The 15,154-nt window shown below is 67.2% G+C and carries 14 protein-coding genes and 1 tRNA gene; 8 read left to right on the top strand and 7 right to left on the bottom strand.

Features of this window, described 5'->3' with window-relative positions:
* Window positions 1-12 precede the first annotated feature (12 nt).
* Window positions 13-990 (top strand): NADPH:quinone oxidoreductase family protein, encoded by a 978-nt coding sequence (locus tag ACWEFV_RS11010; protein WP_450070211.1) that lies wholly within the window; start codon window positions 13-15, stop codon window positions 988-990.
* Between the two features lie 6 nt (window positions 991-996).
* On the opposite strand, the gene ACWEFV_RS11015 is transcribed toward ACWEFV_RS11010, so the two are convergent.
* On the bottom strand, window positions 997-1,584 hold the full coding sequence (locus ACWEFV_RS11015; protein WP_450070212.1) for a TetR/AcrR family transcriptional regulator: 588 nt from the start codon (window positions 1,582-1,584) through the stop codon (window positions 997-999).
* Between the two features lie 77 nt (window positions 1,585-1,661).
* Here ACWEFV_RS11015 and ACWEFV_RS11020 point away from each other — a divergent pair, with 77 nt between their 5' ends.
* Genes ACWEFV_RS11020 through ACWEFV_RS11030 form a run of 3 tightly spaced genes read left to right on the top strand, consistent with a single transcriptional unit; the run spans window position 1,662 to window position 4,064 of the window.
* Entirely contained in the window at window positions 1,662-2,414 is a 753-nt protein-coding gene (locus ACWEFV_RS11020; RefSeq protein ID WP_450070213.1) for an SDR family oxidoreductase, read from the top strand.
* Window positions 2,414-3,601, top strand: coding sequence for a Cmx/CmrA family chloramphenicol efflux MFS transporter (locus ACWEFV_RS11025; RefSeq protein WP_450070214.1), 1,188 nt, complete (start codon window positions 2,414-2,416; stop codon window positions 3,599-3,601). The genes ACWEFV_RS11020 and ACWEFV_RS11025 overlap by 1 nt, the downstream gene beginning before the upstream one ends.
* A 40-nt stretch (window positions 3,602-3,641) precedes the next feature.
* The gene (locus ACWEFV_RS11030; protein ID WP_135453329.1) at window positions 3,642-4,064 is read left to right on the top strand and encodes a nitroreductase family deazaflavin-dependent oxidoreductase; all 423 of its coding nucleotides are present in this window, start codon (window positions 3,642-3,644) and stop codon (window positions 4,062-4,064) included.
* Between the two features lie 3 nt (window positions 4,065-4,067).
* Here the strand turns inward: ACWEFV_RS11030 and ACWEFV_RS11035 are convergent, their stop codons facing one another.
* Window positions 4,068-6,134: an acyltransferase family protein gene (locus ACWEFV_RS11035; RefSeq protein ID WP_450070215.1), complete on the bottom strand. Its 2,067-nt coding sequence runs from the start codon at window positions 6,132-6,134 to the stop codon at window positions 4,068-4,070.
* Between the two features lie 209 nt (window positions 6,135-6,343).
* Between ACWEFV_RS11035 and ACWEFV_RS11040 the strand changes: the two genes are divergently transcribed.
* From ACWEFV_RS11040 to ACWEFV_RS11050, 3 genes are read left to right on the top strand one after another with little or no spacing between them, the layout of a single operon-like run.
* Window positions 6,344-7,552 carry an acyl-CoA dehydrogenase family protein gene (locus ACWEFV_RS11040; RefSeq protein ID WP_450070216.1) on the top strand — a complete coding sequence of 403 codons (1,209 nt, stop codon included), beginning with the start codon at window positions 6,344-6,346 and terminating at the stop codon, window positions 7,550-7,552.
* Window positions 7,549-9,012, top strand: coding sequence for an aldehyde dehydrogenase family protein (locus ACWEFV_RS11045; protein WP_450070499.1), 1,464 nt, complete (start codon window positions 7,549-7,551; stop codon window positions 9,010-9,012). The genes ACWEFV_RS11040 and ACWEFV_RS11045 overlap by 4 nt, the downstream gene beginning before the upstream one ends.
* Window positions 9,009-10,166, top strand: a complete 1,158-nt coding sequence (locus tag ACWEFV_RS11050) for a CaiB/BaiF CoA transferase family protein (RefSeq protein WP_450070217.1) — start codon at window positions 9,009-9,011, stop codon at window positions 10,164-10,166. The genes ACWEFV_RS11045 and ACWEFV_RS11050 overlap by 4 nt, the downstream gene beginning before the upstream one ends.
* Here the strand turns inward: ACWEFV_RS11050 and ACWEFV_RS11055 are convergent.
* Window positions 10,126-11,619 carry a PucR family transcriptional regulator gene (locus ACWEFV_RS11055; RefSeq protein WP_135453327.1) on the bottom strand — a complete coding sequence of 498 codons (1,494 nt, stop codon included), beginning with the start codon at window positions 11,617-11,619 and terminating at the stop codon, window positions 10,126-10,128. The genes ACWEFV_RS11050 and ACWEFV_RS11055 overlap by 41 nt on opposite strands.
* Window positions 11,620-11,856: 237 nt before the next feature.
* Here ACWEFV_RS11055 and ACWEFV_RS11060 point away from each other — a divergent pair, with 237 nt between their 5' ends.
* Window positions 11,857-12,006, top strand: a complete 150-nt coding sequence (locus ACWEFV_RS11060) for a hypothetical protein (protein WP_019348586.1) — start codon at window positions 11,857-11,859, stop codon at window positions 12,004-12,006.
* Between the two features lie 71 nt (window positions 12,007-12,077).
* On the opposite strand, the gene ACWEFV_RS11065 is transcribed toward ACWEFV_RS11060, so the two are convergent.
* The 4 genes from ACWEFV_RS11065 to ACWEFV_RS11080 form a co-directional block, all read right to left on the bottom strand.
* A complete protein-coding gene (locus tag ACWEFV_RS11065; RefSeq protein WP_450070500.1) occupies window positions 12,078-12,824 on the bottom strand; it encodes an SDR family oxidoreductase in 747 nt (248 codons plus the stop codon).
* Window positions 12,825-12,882: 58 nt separating this feature from the next.
* Window positions 12,883-13,176, bottom strand: coding sequence for a hypothetical protein (locus ACWEFV_RS11070; protein WP_135453325.1), 294 nt, complete (start codon window positions 13,174-13,176; stop codon window positions 12,883-12,885).
* Between the two features lie 215 nt (window positions 13,177-13,391).
* Window positions 13,392-14,837: a DHA2 family efflux MFS transporter permease subunit gene (locus tag ACWEFV_RS11075; RefSeq protein WP_450070218.1), complete on the bottom strand. Its 1,446-nt coding sequence runs from the start codon at window positions 14,835-14,837 to the stop codon at window positions 13,392-13,394.
* Window positions 14,838-15,063: 226 nt separating this feature from the next.
* Window positions 15,064-15,137, bottom strand: a tRNA-Met gene (locus tag ACWEFV_RS11080).
* Between the last annotated feature and the right edge of the window lie 17 nt (window positions 15,138-15,154).

Here is a 15,154-nt window from a genome sequence, read left to right on the forward strand (position 1 = left end):
AAGGAGACACCGATGCGTGCAGCACAGATCACCCGGCTCGACGGTCCCGACGCGGTGCAGGTGGCCGAGGTGGAGGAACCGAACGGCAACGCCGGCGACGCCGTGGTGATCGACGTCCACGCGGCCGGGGTCGCGTTTCCGGACGCCCTGCTCACCCGCGGGCTCTACCAGTACAAGCCGGATCTGCCGTTCACGCCGGGCGCCGAGGTCGCTGGCGTCGTCCGCAGTGCCCCGGCCGGTGCCCATGTCCGCGCCGGTGACCGCGTGCTGGGGCTGACCATGTTGTCCGGCGGCATGGCCGAAGTCGTGGCGCTGCCCGCCGAGCGGGTGTTCGCGCTGCCGGACTCCGTTTCGTTCGAGGCCGGCGCCGGCATCCTGTTCAACGACCTGACGGTGCAGTTCGCGTTGCGCACCCGCGGCCGGCTGGCCAAGGGCGAGAGCGTCCTGGTGCACGGCGCGGCGGGCGGCATCGGCACCTCCGCGCTGCGACTCGCCCCGGCGCTGGGCGCCGCGCGCACCATCGCGGTGGTGTCCACCGAGGAGAAGGCCGGGATCGCCAGGGCCGCGGGCGCATCGGATGTGGTGCTGGCCGACGGGTTCCGGGACGCGGTCAAAGAACTCACCGATGGCCGCGGCGTGGACATCGTCCTCGACCCGGTCGGCGGTGACCGCTTCACCGACTCACTGCGTTCGCTGGCGGTGGGCGGACGGCTGCTGGTGGTCGGGTTCACCGGCGGCGAGATCCCCACGGTCAAGGTCAACCGGTTGCTGCTCAACAATGTCGACGTGATCGGCGCCGGCTGGGGCGCCTGGACGTTCTCCCATCCCGGATACCTGCAGGAGCAGTGGGCCGAGCTGCAGCCGCTGCTGGCCTCGGGCGCGGTGCCCGCACCCCAGCCCGAGGTGTACCCACTGGAGCAGGCCGCGCGAGCCATCGCGTCACTGGAGAACCGCAGCGCCAAGGGCAAAGTGGTGCTGAAACTCAGGTAACCGAACTCACCGCAAAGCCCGGACCGCGATCGCGGCGACCCGGTCGAGGGTCGCCCGCGGAACGCGGTCCCGGGCGGCTTGGGCGATGCCGCTCAGCGTGGACATCACGTACTGGGCGAGCGCCTGCGCATCAGTATCGGCCGGGACGTCCCCGGTTGCGATATCCGCGCCGACCTTGTCGGCGAGCTCACCTGTTTTGTGCCGGCGAATGCGTTGCAGGGCTGCTCGCACCTTCGGGTCGACGGTGCCGTCGTCGCCGCTGACGATGAGACATCCGTGGGGTAGCCCACGCCTGGTATATCGGGCGGGAGCTTCGCGCAGAATCCGGACAAAGGCCTCGCGGGCGGTGGGTTCTTCGCTCAGCGCGGCATTGATGAACCCGCCGTACCGCTCGTCATAGACCTGCACCGCTTCGGCGAAGAGGCACTGCTTATCCCCGAAAGCGGCGTAGATGCTCGGGATTCCGATACCCAACGCACTGCTGAGATCGCGCGTGGAGGTCGCCTCGTAACCACGCTCCCAGAACAGCAGGATCGCCTTGTCCAGCGCCGCGTCACGGTCGAATGAGCGGGGCCGTCCACGTACCGAGGTCACCCAGCCATTCTATAGCGACCGCTAGTTAATGTGCTAGCGTCCATTTTTGTATCGCCCGCTATAGAAAGGTTGGCAACGTGCCATCACTGATCGGCAAGACCGCCCTGGTGACCGGCGCCAGCCGGGGAATCGGCCGGGCCATCGCCCTTCGCCTGGCTTCCGACGGCGCCCGTGTCGGCGTGCACTACGGCAACCGAGCGGACGCCGCCCACCAGACCGTGCGGCAGATCGCCGAGGCCGGCGGCGAGGCCTTCGCGATACCGGCGACACTCGGCGGCACCGGCGACGCATCACAACTCTGGGAGGCGTTCGACGGCCACGCCGACGGCCCCGACATCCTTGTCAACAACGCCGGGATACTCGGCGGCAGAATCGCTTTCGACGACCTCGATGAATCGACCTATGACGAGATCTTCGCAGTGAACACCCGCGCGCCGGTCTTCATCACCCAACAGGGGTTGTCACGGATTCGCGACAACGGCCGGATCGTCAACATCTCGACGCGGTTCACCCACGGCTCTCGGATACCAGAGCTGCTCGCCTATGCGATGTCGAAGGCCGCCCTCGATTCGTTCACCGCGACCCTGGCCAAACACGTTGCTGCGCGGGGCATCACAGTGAACGCGGTCGGACCGGGAAGCACCGACACCGACATGAACGCGGCCCGGCTGGCCTCCGAGGAGGGCCGCGCGGCCGTGGCCGCACAGTCGCCGCTCAACCGCGTCGCCCAACCCGCCGATGTGGCCGACATCGTCGCGTTCCTGGCTTCCGAGGATGCCCGGTGGGTGACCGGCCAGTGGATCGACGCCAGCGGAGGGTCGATGCTCTGATGCCGGTTGCGATCTGGATCATCGGCGTTGCAATATTCGCCCAGGGCACAAGCGAACTCATGTTGGCCGGCCTACTCCCCGAATTGTCGGCCGATCTCGATGTGACGGTTCCCCAAGCCGGCCTGCTGGTGTCGGTGTTCGCGCTCGGCATGCTGGTCGGCGCCCCCATCCTCGCGATTACGACATTGCGATGGCCGCGCCGGCGGGCGATGTTGATATTTCTGGCGATCTTCGTCCTGGCGCACGTTGCCGGTGCCCTCACCGATTCCTACCCGGTGCTGGTGGCGGTGAGATTCATCGCGGCATTCGTCTACGCCGGCTTCTGGGCCGTCGGCGCGGGCACCGCGATGTCACTGGTCACCCCCGACCGGCGCGGCCGCGCGATGAGTGTCGTTGCCGGCGGACTGACCGTGGCCACGGTCATCGGGCTGCCCGCAGGCACCTGGATCGGCCAGAATCTGGGCTGGCGCGGCGCGTTCTGGGCCGTCGCAGCCCTGTCCACCCTGGCTGCGGGCGCAGTCCTCGCGGCAGTCCCGACGGCACGCCCTGACGCCGCACCGCGGATAGCCGACGAGTTGCGTGGACTCGCCGTGCCCCGGCTGTGGTTGTCCTACGCCATGACCGCGGTCGGTACCGCGGCATTGCTCGGTACCTTCACCTATCTCGGCGCCATGCTGATCACAACCAGCGGCCTGAGGTCCGAATGGGTGCCGCTGGTCCTGTTCGGCTACGGAGTCGGGGCGTTGGCGGGGATGGCTGTGGGCGGCTACGCGGCCGATCGCTGGCCGCGCGGGGTGCTACTCGTCGGATTCAGCGCATTGTGCGTCGTTCTGGTCGCGATCGCGATCGTCAGCCACCATGCATTGCTGGTCAGCGCGCTGAGCGTGCTGCTCGGACTGACCGGATTCGGCACCAACCCAGCGCTCAATTCGCGGGTCTTCGCCCTGGGCGCGTCCGCGCCGACGCTGACTGCGGCCGGAACCACCTCCGCGTTCAACGTCGGGATCGCCTTCGGCCCGTGGCTGGCCGGGATGGCCTTGACGGCCGGGATCGGTTACCCGGTAGTGCCGTGGATCGGCGCCGGACTGGCCGTCGGTGCTCTGGCGCTGTTCGCCACGGATGCCGCGCTGGTTCGGGGTCAACATGCTGGACCAAGCCCCCAGCCCGTCGCGCCATGCCTGACCTGATCCGCGGAATAGCGGCGCGGCGCCCGGTGTTCCCGCTTGCGTGACTGAACATGCCGAACTGAGCCCGACCGACTGGGTACGCGACCAGACCCAACGCATCCTGGAACAAGGCACCACCGACGGCGTCGAGGTGCTGGACCGCCCCATCGTGTTGTTCACGACAACGGGCGCCAAATCAGGGAAGAAGCGATACGTACCGCTGATGCGCGTGGAGGAGAACGGCCGCTACGCGATGGTGGCGTCCAAGGGCGGCGATCCAGCACACCCGTCCTGGTACTTCAACGTCAAGACCAACCCGGCCGTGACGGTGCAGGACGGCGACAAGACCGCGTCGCTGACCGCCCGTGAACTTTCCGGTGACGAGCGCGAGCACTGGTGGAAGCTGGCCGTGGAGGCCTATCCGCCGTATGCCGAATACCAGACCAAGACCACCCGACAGATTCCGGTCTTCATCGTCGAATGACGGCTACCACCATCCGAGGGCGCCGGACATCTGCCGCGCCAACTCGGTGGTGAGAGTGCGTACGTAGGTCCCCGACAGATGGTGGGCATCGTGGTAGACCAGCACGTTGCCCTCGACGGCACGGCAGATCGTCGGCCGGCACACCGCATCACTGAGGTCGAGGATCTTCATCAGCGGATAGTCCGCCAGGTAGTCGAGGGTGGGGTTGCGCTCGGCCAGGGCTTCGGCCCGCGGCAGCCCGCAGGAGTCGGCGTCACCACCTTTCGACAGGCAGTCGACCGGCGAGAAGAACCATCCGTCCCGGATCATCCACGGCGTATCACGCATGCCGAGCATCGGAATCCCATTGGCGGACAACTCATCCCAGATCCCCAGGTAGTAGTCGGGCACGTAGTCGCCCGGGCTGTTGAGGATCGGGCGCGTTGCGGTGAAGAACACGTAGTCGGGCCGGTCGGCGATGATCTGCGCCAATGCGTTGTCCGACCACGTCCGGCAGGACGGGTACGGCTCGAAGGATCCCGCGATGATCGGCAGACGTTTGGTGGTCAGCGGACAGCCGAACTTCAGGTAGGTGGTCACCTTGAAGCCGTGTTGACGCCCGATCTGGTGCAGCGCGGTCAGCCAGTGCTCCGAATGCGACCCGCCGGCCAGCGCAATCGTGTGGGAACCCTTGGGGTCTCCGTACACGCAGGTGACGACCTCGGCACCGGTGAATCCCGTGACGCAATGATCCTGCGATGAGGGCGGGATGTCGTCATCGGCCTCCAGCACGCTCGGGCGCATCGGCAGCTTCGCCACCCGTTGATGCTCGATGAGCGCCTGCGCGCCCGGATAGTCGCGAATCGAGAGCATGCCGAGTTCCGCGCCGCTGGCCCGGGCCAGGGCGACATGTCCCTGCCACATCAGCGACGCCGCCACGAGCGCCACCGCGACCAACACGACGACCGCACCCGAGACCACCCGCAGGCCGGGCCCCCGACGCCACGGCAGCTGGGCCCACCGCGCGGTCAACAACGCCAGCAGCACTGCGACCAACATGATCGCGGTGCCATCGGCCGGGCCGACGGCATCGTCGTTGACGGCGGCCAGCCAGAAGATCAGCAATGGCCAGTGCCACAGGTACAGCGGGTAGGCCACCGCCCCAATGGTCACCAGCGGGGTGCTGCGCAGGAACTCGTTCGTCCTCGGGGACAGCCCCTGGGCTGCACTCACGATCACCAGTACCGTCGCCGCCACCGGAATCAATGTCCAGATTCCCGGGGACTGCACGGCGCGGTCAGTGAGCACACCGCACACCAGGATCGCCGCCAGGCCGACCGCGGCCGCACCGGCCCGCAACCAGCCGGGCCATCGGATTCGCCGCCCCACCGGGCCGGCCACGAGGGCCGCTGCCAGCACTCCGACCAACAGCTCCCAGGCCCGGGCAGCGGTGCTGTAATACGCGAGCATCGGGTTGTCCGGCTGCGTCGTGAGCGCGTAATACAGCGATGCCGCCGCCGCGATACCGGAAGCGGCAACCAGGGTCGTGCGGCGCGCGCCGCGACCCCGACGTACCGTCACCGCGATGATGACCCCGGCGAGCAGGAAGAACGCGAGCGCGAACTGGCCCAGCACCGAGATGGCCCACAGATGGTGCAACGGCGTCACCGCTTCACCGGCCTGCACATAGTCGTCCGCCGACTGGAGCAACTGCCAATTCTGGTAGAAGCCCAGCCCGGCCAGCGTCTGATCGGCGAATGCCTCCCACCGGGTCTGCGGCTGAACGAACGTTGTGAGCACCGAACACACGACCACCACGAGAACCAACGGCGGCACCAGCCAGCGCGCCGCCCGCCCCAACTCGGCGGCCAGATCCGTCACGCTCGCCGTACCGATGCCGCGGAGCACGCGACCGCCGATGAAGAATCCGGACAAGACCAGCAGGACATCCAGCCCGCCGGGCGCCCGACCGAACCAGAAATGGCAGACCACCACCATCACGACGGCCACGCCGCTCAACCCGATCAGGTCATCACGAACCCGCCGCTCTACGCCGGGAACGCGGACCGGATCGCCAACAATCGCCTGCACAGTCAAACTTTCCCTGGGCTGTCCTCGCCGGTCACTGACGACGAGAACACCTGGAGCCACGCCGTTTGCCGCACCGAGCATAGGCCACCGCAACGAGTGGTCCATCCCGGCATCCGAGCGCTGATAACCGCCCATTTGGACAACAACTCCCACATCAGTTGTACAAACCGGCCATAGGCGGATTTGCCCGGCAAATCTAGCCTTGACTCATGACCGCCACCACCGCTCCGGCTGCCAAGAAGTCCACCTACCGGCCGCTGGAGCTGTTCGACACCGACCGGCTGCTCGATGCCGACGAGCGCGACATCGCCGCGACGGTCCGGCAATTTGTCGATACCCGGCTCAAGCCGAATGTCGGCGAGTGGTTCGAATCGGCCACCCTTCCCCGGGAGCTGGCCAAGGAGTTCGGCAAGCTCGGCGTGCTCGGCATGCACCTGCAGGGTTACGGCTGCGCCGGCACCAACGCCGTCAGCTACGGCCTGGCGTGTATGGAGCTGGAAGCCGGCGACAGCGGGTTCCGCAGTTTCGTCTCCGTGCAGGGCTCGCTGTCGATGTTCTCGATCTACCGCTATGGATCTGAGGAACAGAAGGACGAATGGCTGCCCCGGCTGGCCGCCGGGGAGGCGATCGGCTGCTTCGGCCTGACCGAGCCCGACTTCGGCTCCAACCCCGCGGGCATGCGCACCCGCGCCCGCCGCGACGGCGCCGGTGACAACGCCGACTGGGTGCTCAACGGCACCAAGATGTGGATCACCAACGGCAACCTCGCCGACGTGGCCACGGTCTGGGCGCAGACCGATGACGGCATCCGGGGCTTCCTGGTGCCCACCGACACCCCGGGTTTCACCGCCAACGAAATTCATCGCAAGCTCTCCCTGCGCGCCTCGGTGACCTCCGAGCTCGTGCTCGACAACGTGCGGCTGCCGGCCGCGGCGCAACTGCCGCTGGCCGAGGGTCTGTCGGCCCCGCTGTCCTGCCTCAACGAGGCCCGGTTCGGCATCGTGTTCGGCTCGCTCGGCGCGGCCCGCGACAGCCTGGAGACCGCTATCGACTACGCGGGCTCACGCGAGGTGTTCGACAAGCCGCTGACCAGCTACCAGCTCACCCAGGAAAAGCTGGCCAACATGACCGTCGAACTCGGCAAGGGGATGCTGCTGGCGATCCAGCTGGGCCGCATCAAGGACGCCGAGGGCGTTCGGCCCGAGCAGATCAGCCTGGGCAAGCTCAACAATGTCCGCGAAGCCCTGGCCATCGCACGGGAATGCCGGACCTTGCTGGGCGGCAGCGGAATCACCCTCGAATACTCACCGTTGCGGCACGCCAACAATCTCGAATCGGTCCTCACCTACGAAGGCACCTCCGAGATGCACCTGCTGTCGATCGGCAAGGCGCTGACCGGCCAGGCGGCCTTCCGCTGATGACCGCCGCCATCGAGCACCTGATCGACGGGCGATGGGTGCCCGGCACCGGCGACACGCTGCTCAGCGTGAACCCGGCGCGCCCGAGTCTGATTGTGGCCCAGGGAAGTAACGCCCGCACTTCCGATGTCGACGCTGCAGTCGGCGCCGCCACCGCGGCTGCGCCGGCCTGGTCCGCTGCCCCGATGCATCAGCGCGGCGCGGTGCTGCTGAGCGCCGCTGACGTCGTCGACCGCAACGCCGAGGCGTGGGGCCTGGAACTGGCCCGCGAAGAGGGCAAGACGAAAGCCGAAGGCATCGGCGAGGTTCGGCGGGCCGCGCAGATCCTGCGGTATTACGGCAACGAGGGCGATCGGGAGGCAGGCCAGATCTTCGCCTCGCCCCGGGCCGGTGAGCAGATCCTGGTCACCCGCAAGCCCCTCGGCGTGGTCGGGGTGATCACCCCGTTCAACTTCCCCATCGCCATCCCGGCCTGGAAGATCGCGCCCGCACTGATCTACGGCAATACCGTGGTGTGGAAGCCTGCGAGTACCGTTCCGCTGCTGGCGATCCGGCTGGCGCAGGCGCTGACCGAGGCCGGCCTACCCGCGGGTGTGCTCAACCTGTTGATCGGCGGATCCGACATCGGCAACGCCATCGTCGAACACCCCGGCGTCGACGCCGTCACGTTCACCGGCTCCACCGGGGTCGGTCGGCGCATCGCGGCGGCCGCTGCGGCACGCGGAATCCCGGCGCAGGCCGAAATGGGTGGCAAGAACGCCGCCGTCGTCCTCGATGACGCCGATATGGACCTCGCACTCGAGCAGGTCATGCTGGGCGCTTTCCGCTCGACCGGGCAGAAGTGCACGGCGACCTCCCGCCTGATCGTCACCGACGGGATCGCCGAGAAGTTCCTGGCCGCCCTCGCCGAACGTGCCGCGGGGCTGACCGTCGGCGACCCGACCGACGACGCGACCCAGATGGGACCGGTCATCAACGGCGCAGCGCACCAGTCCATTTCGTCCGGTATCGATGCCGCGACGGCCCAGGGTGCCGCGGTGCTGACCGGCGGGCTCCCCTACACCGACGGCCCGCTGGCCGAGGGCTACTTCATCGCACCGACCATCGTCGAACTCAACGGGGCACCGGCCGATGTGTGGACCGAAGAACTGTTCGGACCGGTCCTGGCGGTCCGACGGGCCGCCGACGCCGAGGCCGCGTTCAGCCTTGCCAATGACAGCGAGTTCGGGCTCTCGGCAGCGATTTTCACCCAAGACCTGACCCGGGCACTGCAGGCTGTCGAACAGATCGACGTGGGCGTGCTGCATGTGAACTCCGAGTCGGCCGGCGCCGATCCGCACGTACCGTTCGGCGGTGCCAAGAAGAGCGGACTGGGCCCCAAGGAGCAGGGCGGCGCGGCGCGCGATTTCTTCACCCACACCACCACGGTGTACCTGCGTGGCGGGCGACCCGGCGCATGAGCATGAGCGCCCTCGACGGAGTCGTCGTCGTGGATTTCAGCCGGGTGCTGGCCGGACCGTACGCGACCATGATGCTCGGAGACTTCGGGGCCGAGGTGATCAAGATCGAACGGCCGGGCACCGGCGACGACACCCGCGCCTGGGGTCCGCCCTACGATTCATCAGGCGTGGCAACGTATTTCAATTCCGTCAACCGCAACAAGCGGTCGGTCGTACTCGACCTGACCGACCCGGACGACCGGGAGCGCGCCCGATCCCTGGTGGCCGGCGCCGACATCGTGGTGGAGAACTTCCGGCCTGGCACCATGGAGAAACTGGGACTGGGCTACGAGGACCTGCGCGCGATCCGTCCCGATCTCATCTACTGCTCCATCACCGGATTCGGCCGCGACGGCGGCGCCGAACTGCCGGGCTACGACCTGCTGGTGCAGGCGGTCGGCGGGTTGATGAGCGTCACCGGAACCGAACCGGGCGATCCGACCAAGGCCGGTGTGGCACTGGTCGACGTACTGGCCGGCCTGCACGCGCTGAGCGGAATCCTGGCGGCACTGGCCCACCGCGACCGCACCGGGACGGGGCAACGCGTCGACACCAACCTGTTCTCGGTGTTGTTGTCCTCCATGGTGAACCAGGCCTCCGGGTATCTCGGCGCCGGTGCGGTGCCGCAGATGATGGGTAACCGGCATCCGAGCATCGCGCCGTACCAGACGTTCGATACCGCCGACCGGCCCATCGCTGTCGCCGTCGGCAACGACAAGCAGTTCCGGGCCTTCGCGATCGCCATCGGTGAGCCGGCACTGGCCGATGATCCCCGATTCGGTACCAACCCACAGCGGGTCGCCCATCGGGATGCCCTGTGCGCCATCATCGAAACCGCGCTGCGCAACCACGGAGCCGACCACTGGTACTCGGTGCTGACCGCCGCGAGTGTGCCCGCCGGGCCGATCAACGACCTGTCGGAGGCCTTCGCCTTCGCCCGCCGGCTCGGGATCGAGGCGACGGTCGCGGTACCTGGAACGGCCACACCCCAAGTGGCGAACCCGATCACGTTGTCGGCGACACCGGTCACCTACCGTAGCGGGCCGCCTCGGCTCGGCAGCGGTGACGACGATCTCAGCCCGGCCGGCGAGACGCCAGCAGCTGCCACGCCTTGAGCGCCAGCCACAGCTGGGCCCGGGTATCGGCCGATTCCAGGTCGTCACCCAACAATTGACTGATGCGCCGCATCCGGTTGCGCATGGTGTGGCGATGGACCGCGAGCTCAGCGGCCGCGGCCTCCATCTGGCCGTTGCGCCCGAGGAAGGCTGCCAAGGTGGGAATCAGCTCGTCACCGCCGGCCAGCGAATCCAATGGTGCGGCCAATACGCGTAGTTCGGCGGCGCTGCGACCCTCGAGCAGCACTCCCATCGGGCTGAGTTCACCGAATTCACAGAACCGCCCGGCGCTGGAATGCGCTGCGATGCGCGCCTGCTCCAGGGCGGTGGGCAGATCTGTCAGGCGGACCGGTCGGCTCATTCCGCCGCCAACCGTGATCCCCGTCTGCTTTTCGAGTTCGTCGACGACGGTGCGGATGCGTCGTCGGCTCCCACCGGCCGGAACCACGATCACAATCGCATCGCCCGTCGGGGCCATCAGAAAAGAGGTCAGCGTGCGGCCCAGTACGTGCTCGGCCGCCAACAACGGCCCCGCCCCGGTGAACGACGCCACGACGACCTCGCCATCGGGATCAAAACCGAAGTAGCGCAACACCGCATCGTCGACAGCACCTGATCCGGTGAGCATCTCGCGGGTTACCGCGATCCGCAGCAGTTGCTCGGCGTCGACCACCCGGGCCGGCTTCTCGATCGCAATCGAGATGAGCGACAACGCATGTGCGACCAGGAGACGGTCGGCATTGGACATCGGTCCGGGCGTGCGCACCGCGAGCCGTCCGCGCACCGGCTGGGCGGCCCGCAGGTTCTGAATCGTGACATAGGCGTCCCCGTCGACGGTGACGTACGCACCGTGCCGGCGAGTTGTGTCGACCTGCTCGCTCAGTACGGCGATCAGGCGCGCCTGCGCGCTGCCCGCGGCAGCCAACACCGTGCCGTCGGGGTCGACCACCACAACCGTGGCCGACAGACACTCCGCCAGCGCGCCGACCACCCCTGGGATCCCGCCCCGCAGCGTGGCCCGGGCCAACACCTCCTGAGCGTCGACCACGCCCTGCACCGAGCGCAGTTCGTCGGCCTTGAGCGCATCGATCACCACCCGTGCGATCGCGATGAACGGCGTCGACGCCGGCACCTCGAGCACCGGAATCCCGAATTCGTCGCCGGCAGCGCGCACGGCAGGTGGCACATCGGCGATCGTGGTGCCGGTGTCGACGGCCAGCGCTGCCGTCCCGGCTGCGGCCAGGCGCGCAACGTAGGCGGATTGCGCAGCGGCGTCGGCACCGATGTTGATGCCCGTCGTCATCACCAGCTCGCCGCCGGCCAGGTACGGGGTCGGATCCGTCAGCTCGATCGCATGCGCCCAGGAGATCTCACGGTCGGCGCCCCGCGCTCCTGCCACCACGACAAGGCCGAGGCTGTCGACCTCAGCCAGGTCCCGCACAGTGAGCGCCACAGAAGCAGTCTTACTCCTTTTCGGCGGTCACCGGCGTCACCTCGATACGCAATTGTGACGATGAGCACTTGTCAGCAGTGAAAATGGTTGAGCTGTAGCGAAACTCACACTCTAAGAATTGGTTTTAATCATCGCTGACCGGGAGCATGGAAGTGTCCTTATCTTCGGGCGATCCCCGATGTGGATGTCGAATAAACGAGTACCCGTGATCCGGGGCACTTTTGAGGAGTGAGAAGTATGTCGTTCGCACAATTCCGTGCAAACCAGAAGCGGGCCAACATGCGGCGCCGCCTCTACGCGCGGATCAACGAACTGCCCAACTCATCGGTTCGCGAAGAGTTGATCGCAGTGGTCCAGCGGTACGAGCTTCAGGATGCACAGCACTGAAACAACGATTCCGCTTTACAGAGCCGGAGGCCCGAAGGCCCCGGCTCTGTTGCTTTTGAAGGGTGGAACCGTCAGCCGCGGCCGAAGTACGGCATGGCCCGGGCCATCACGGTCAACGACGGAACCGACACCTCCAGCGGCAGATCGACGAGATGCGCGACGGCGCGGGCCACGTGCTCGACGTCAAAAGTCGGCTCGGCCGCGAGACTTCCGTCGGCCTGCAAGGTCTGGTGACTGAATCCGGCCGTCATGTCCGTTGCGGCATTGCCGATGTCGATCTGCGTCACACAGATATCGAGATCGCGTAGGTCCAACAACATTGATGCGGTCAACCCACTCATCGCGTGTTTGGTGACGGTGTAGGCCAGGCTGTTGGGGCGAGGCCGGTGCGCGGAGATCGATCCGTTGTTGATGATCCGCCCGCCCCTGGGTAACTGGGCGGCCATGACGCGTGCGGCTTCCCTGGCGCAGAACACGGCGCCGTCGACGTTGGTGCGCCACGTGGAGTGCCACTGCTCATCGTCGATGTCCGCGATCGAAGCCGACGGACCGAACACCCCGGCGTTGTTGAACAGCACATCGACGCGTCCGAGGGCGGAGACCACATCGGCGAACAGCTCCTGCACCGAGGCGGAATCCGTGACGTCCGTCGGGACAATGCGGGCATTGGGGTTCCCGTCGGCAACGACCGCCAGCGGTTCAGGCCGGCGACCAGCCAGTACCACCTGATGGCCGGCGTCCAACAGAACCCGGGCCGTCGCGCGGCCGATGCCGCTGCCCGCGCCCGTGATGATCACGACTTTCCGCACGGGTTCGATTGTGCCCGACCTCGCCTCAGCGCATCCAGGATCGCCGGTTGCGCTGAGGCGAGGGAGTTCAGCGGAGCAGGTAAAGACCTACCGTGCCACCGTCATTCACCGCGTAGACGGCCTCACCGGGGCCGGCGCCGGCCGCATTGGCGGCGGCCACCGCCGACGGTGCATCCGCGTGATTGCCTGTCCAGTTCCAAGACCGGCCACCGGTGCCCGTGTGGTTGTCGAAGATATAGAGGCCGACCGTCCCGCCGTCATTGACCTCGAAGATCGCCTCGCCTGGACCTGCTCCCGATGCGGTGGCCGCGGCCGCCGCCGACGGGGCGTCCCCGTGATTGCCAGTCCATCTCCAGCTCATGTTGAACTCCTGTGCCGAGTGCCGATGCGATGCGCCCCCTGGTCGATGGGCATTTCCACTGTCGGCCTCGGTCGCGGACCACGCACGCGTAGTGCACTACTCGTCTACCGGCGGGCTTGGCAGAAATGCCGCAGTCACGGCAGGTGAGGCCCCCTACAAGAACCCCCCGGATTGGGACTGACGTGACCAAAGTGGCCAAAGTTCTTAGGCGACGCTCAATGCGTCGGCGTACCACCTGCGGGACTCGGGCGCGCCGCGGTGAAGAACGCCGTGGCCACGGCAATCACGCTGATCACTGCCGCGGCCACGAATGCCGCGTGCACGCCGGGCAGATCCGGGGCCCCGCCCGAGTGGGACGCCTTGGTCATGACCGTGACGAACAGGGCCGTACCGGCCGCGCCCCCGACCTGTTGCAGTGTCGTGAGAATGGCGCTGCCATGTGAGTAAAGCCGGTCGGGCAGAACGCTGAGCGCGTCAGTCATCAACGGGGTGAACATCATCGACAACCCGACCATCATGATCGTCTGCAGGACAACCAGTTCCCAGACCGGCGACGCCGCCGACAGCGTGGTGAATCCCCACAGCGCCACGCACAGCATCAACGCCCCAGGCACAACCAGCACCCTGGCGCCGTGACGGTCGTAGGCCCGGCCGACCAAGGGACCCGCCACGCCCATCAGAAGTCCGCCCGGCAGGCTCGTCAGTCCGGCGACCAACGCGCTCTGCCCCAGTACGTTCTGCACATACAGCGGCACCATGATGATGGCGCCGAACAGCCCCATGAAGCCGAGAACCACCAGGCTCAGCGACACCGAGAACCGCCGATAGGTGAACGGCCGCAGGTCGAGGAACGCGCGGTCGCGTCGCTGCAGATGCATCTGCCGCGCGCCGAAGAGCACCATCGCCACCGCACCGATCGCCATCGGCACCCACGCCGGTATCGCCTGCCGTCCGTGTGCGGACTCGCCCATCAGCGAGAGCCCGAACACCAGGCCCGCGAACGCGATCGCCGACAGCGGTACCGAGACGGGATCGATCGGCGTCGGGTCCTGCTGTTCATCGTCGACCCGCAGCCAGGCGAGGCCGGCGCTGAGCGCCACCAGTGCGATGGGCAGCACGATCCAGAACATCCACCGCCAGTCGAGCGAGCCGAGGATGAACCCCGACAGCGTGGGACCGATCGCCGGCGCGACGGCGATGACGATCGAGATGGTGCCCATCATCTGCCCGCGCCGATCGGCCGGGATCAACGTCATGACCGTCGTCATCAGCAAGGGCATCATCACGGCGGTACCGCACGCCTGCACGATCCGTCCGGCCAGCAGGACCGCGAACCCCGGCGCCAACGCGGCCACCAACGTGCCGGTGCAGAACAACGTCATCGATGCCAGGTAGATGCTCCGCACCGGGAAGCGCTGCAACAGTGAACCGGACATCGGGATGACCACGGCCATCGTCAGCAGGAACCCACTGGTCAGCCATTGCGCCGTGCTGGCGGAAATGTCCAGATCGACGATCAGGGCCGGCAGTGCGACGCTCATGATCGTCTCGTTGAGGATCATCACGAACGCCGAGCTGACCAACAGCCCGATGATGACGTTGGCGCTCGACTGGACACGCGGTTGTGCCGCGATCTCCCCGGTGCTCGGGCCCGTCGTCATTACCACTCCCCTGTCTCCCCCGAGACGTCGTCTGTGCAGCCCCCCAGGGTAGGTGGGACACCCTGGGTCAGGAAATCGGTTTTTGGCTGCGGCGAGGATCTGTCATGTCAGCCGGGGTGTTGTCGCTGGCGGCCGCGCGCGGGTCTCCGCGCAACGATGCGGATTCGTACCCGCCCCAATAGAAAATGGCCCCCGGAGGTAATCTCCGAGGGCCATTTCCTCTTAGTAGCGGGGACAGGATTCGAACCTGCGACCTCTGGGTTATGAGCCCAGCGAGCTACCGAGCTGCTCCACCCCGCGTTGCAAATACAAGATTA

This window comes from Mycobacterium sp. NPDC004974 (genome assembly GCF_053600815.1).

Coding starts and splice junctions, on each gene's coding strand:
- ACWEFV_RS11010 (WP_450070211.1), top strand. CDS start 13: ATGCGTGCAGCACAGATCACCCGGCTCGACGGTCCCGACGCGGTGCAG.
- ACWEFV_RS11025 (WP_450070214.1), top strand. CDS start 2,414: ATGCCGGTTGCGATCTGGATCATCGGCGTTGCAATATTCGCCCAGGGC.
- ACWEFV_RS11040 (WP_450070216.1), top strand. CDS start 6,344: ATGACCGCCACCACCGCTCCGGCTGCCAAGAAGTCCACCTACCGGCCG.
- ACWEFV_RS11050 (WP_450070217.1), top strand. CDS start 9,009: ATGAGCATGAGCGCCCTCGACGGAGTCGTCGTCGTGGATTTCAGCCGG.
- ACWEFV_RS11060 (WP_019348586.1), top strand. CDS start 11,857: ATGTCGTTCGCACAATTCCGTGCAAACCAGAAGCGGGCCAACATGCGG.
- ACWEFV_RS11070 (WP_135453325.1), bottom strand. CDS start 13,176: ATGAGCTGGAGATGGACTGGCAATCACGGGGACGCCCCGTCGGCGGCG.
- ACWEFV_RS11075 (WP_450070218.1), bottom strand. CDS start 14,837: ATGACGACGGGCCCGAGCACCGGGGAGATCGCGGCACAACCGCGTGTC.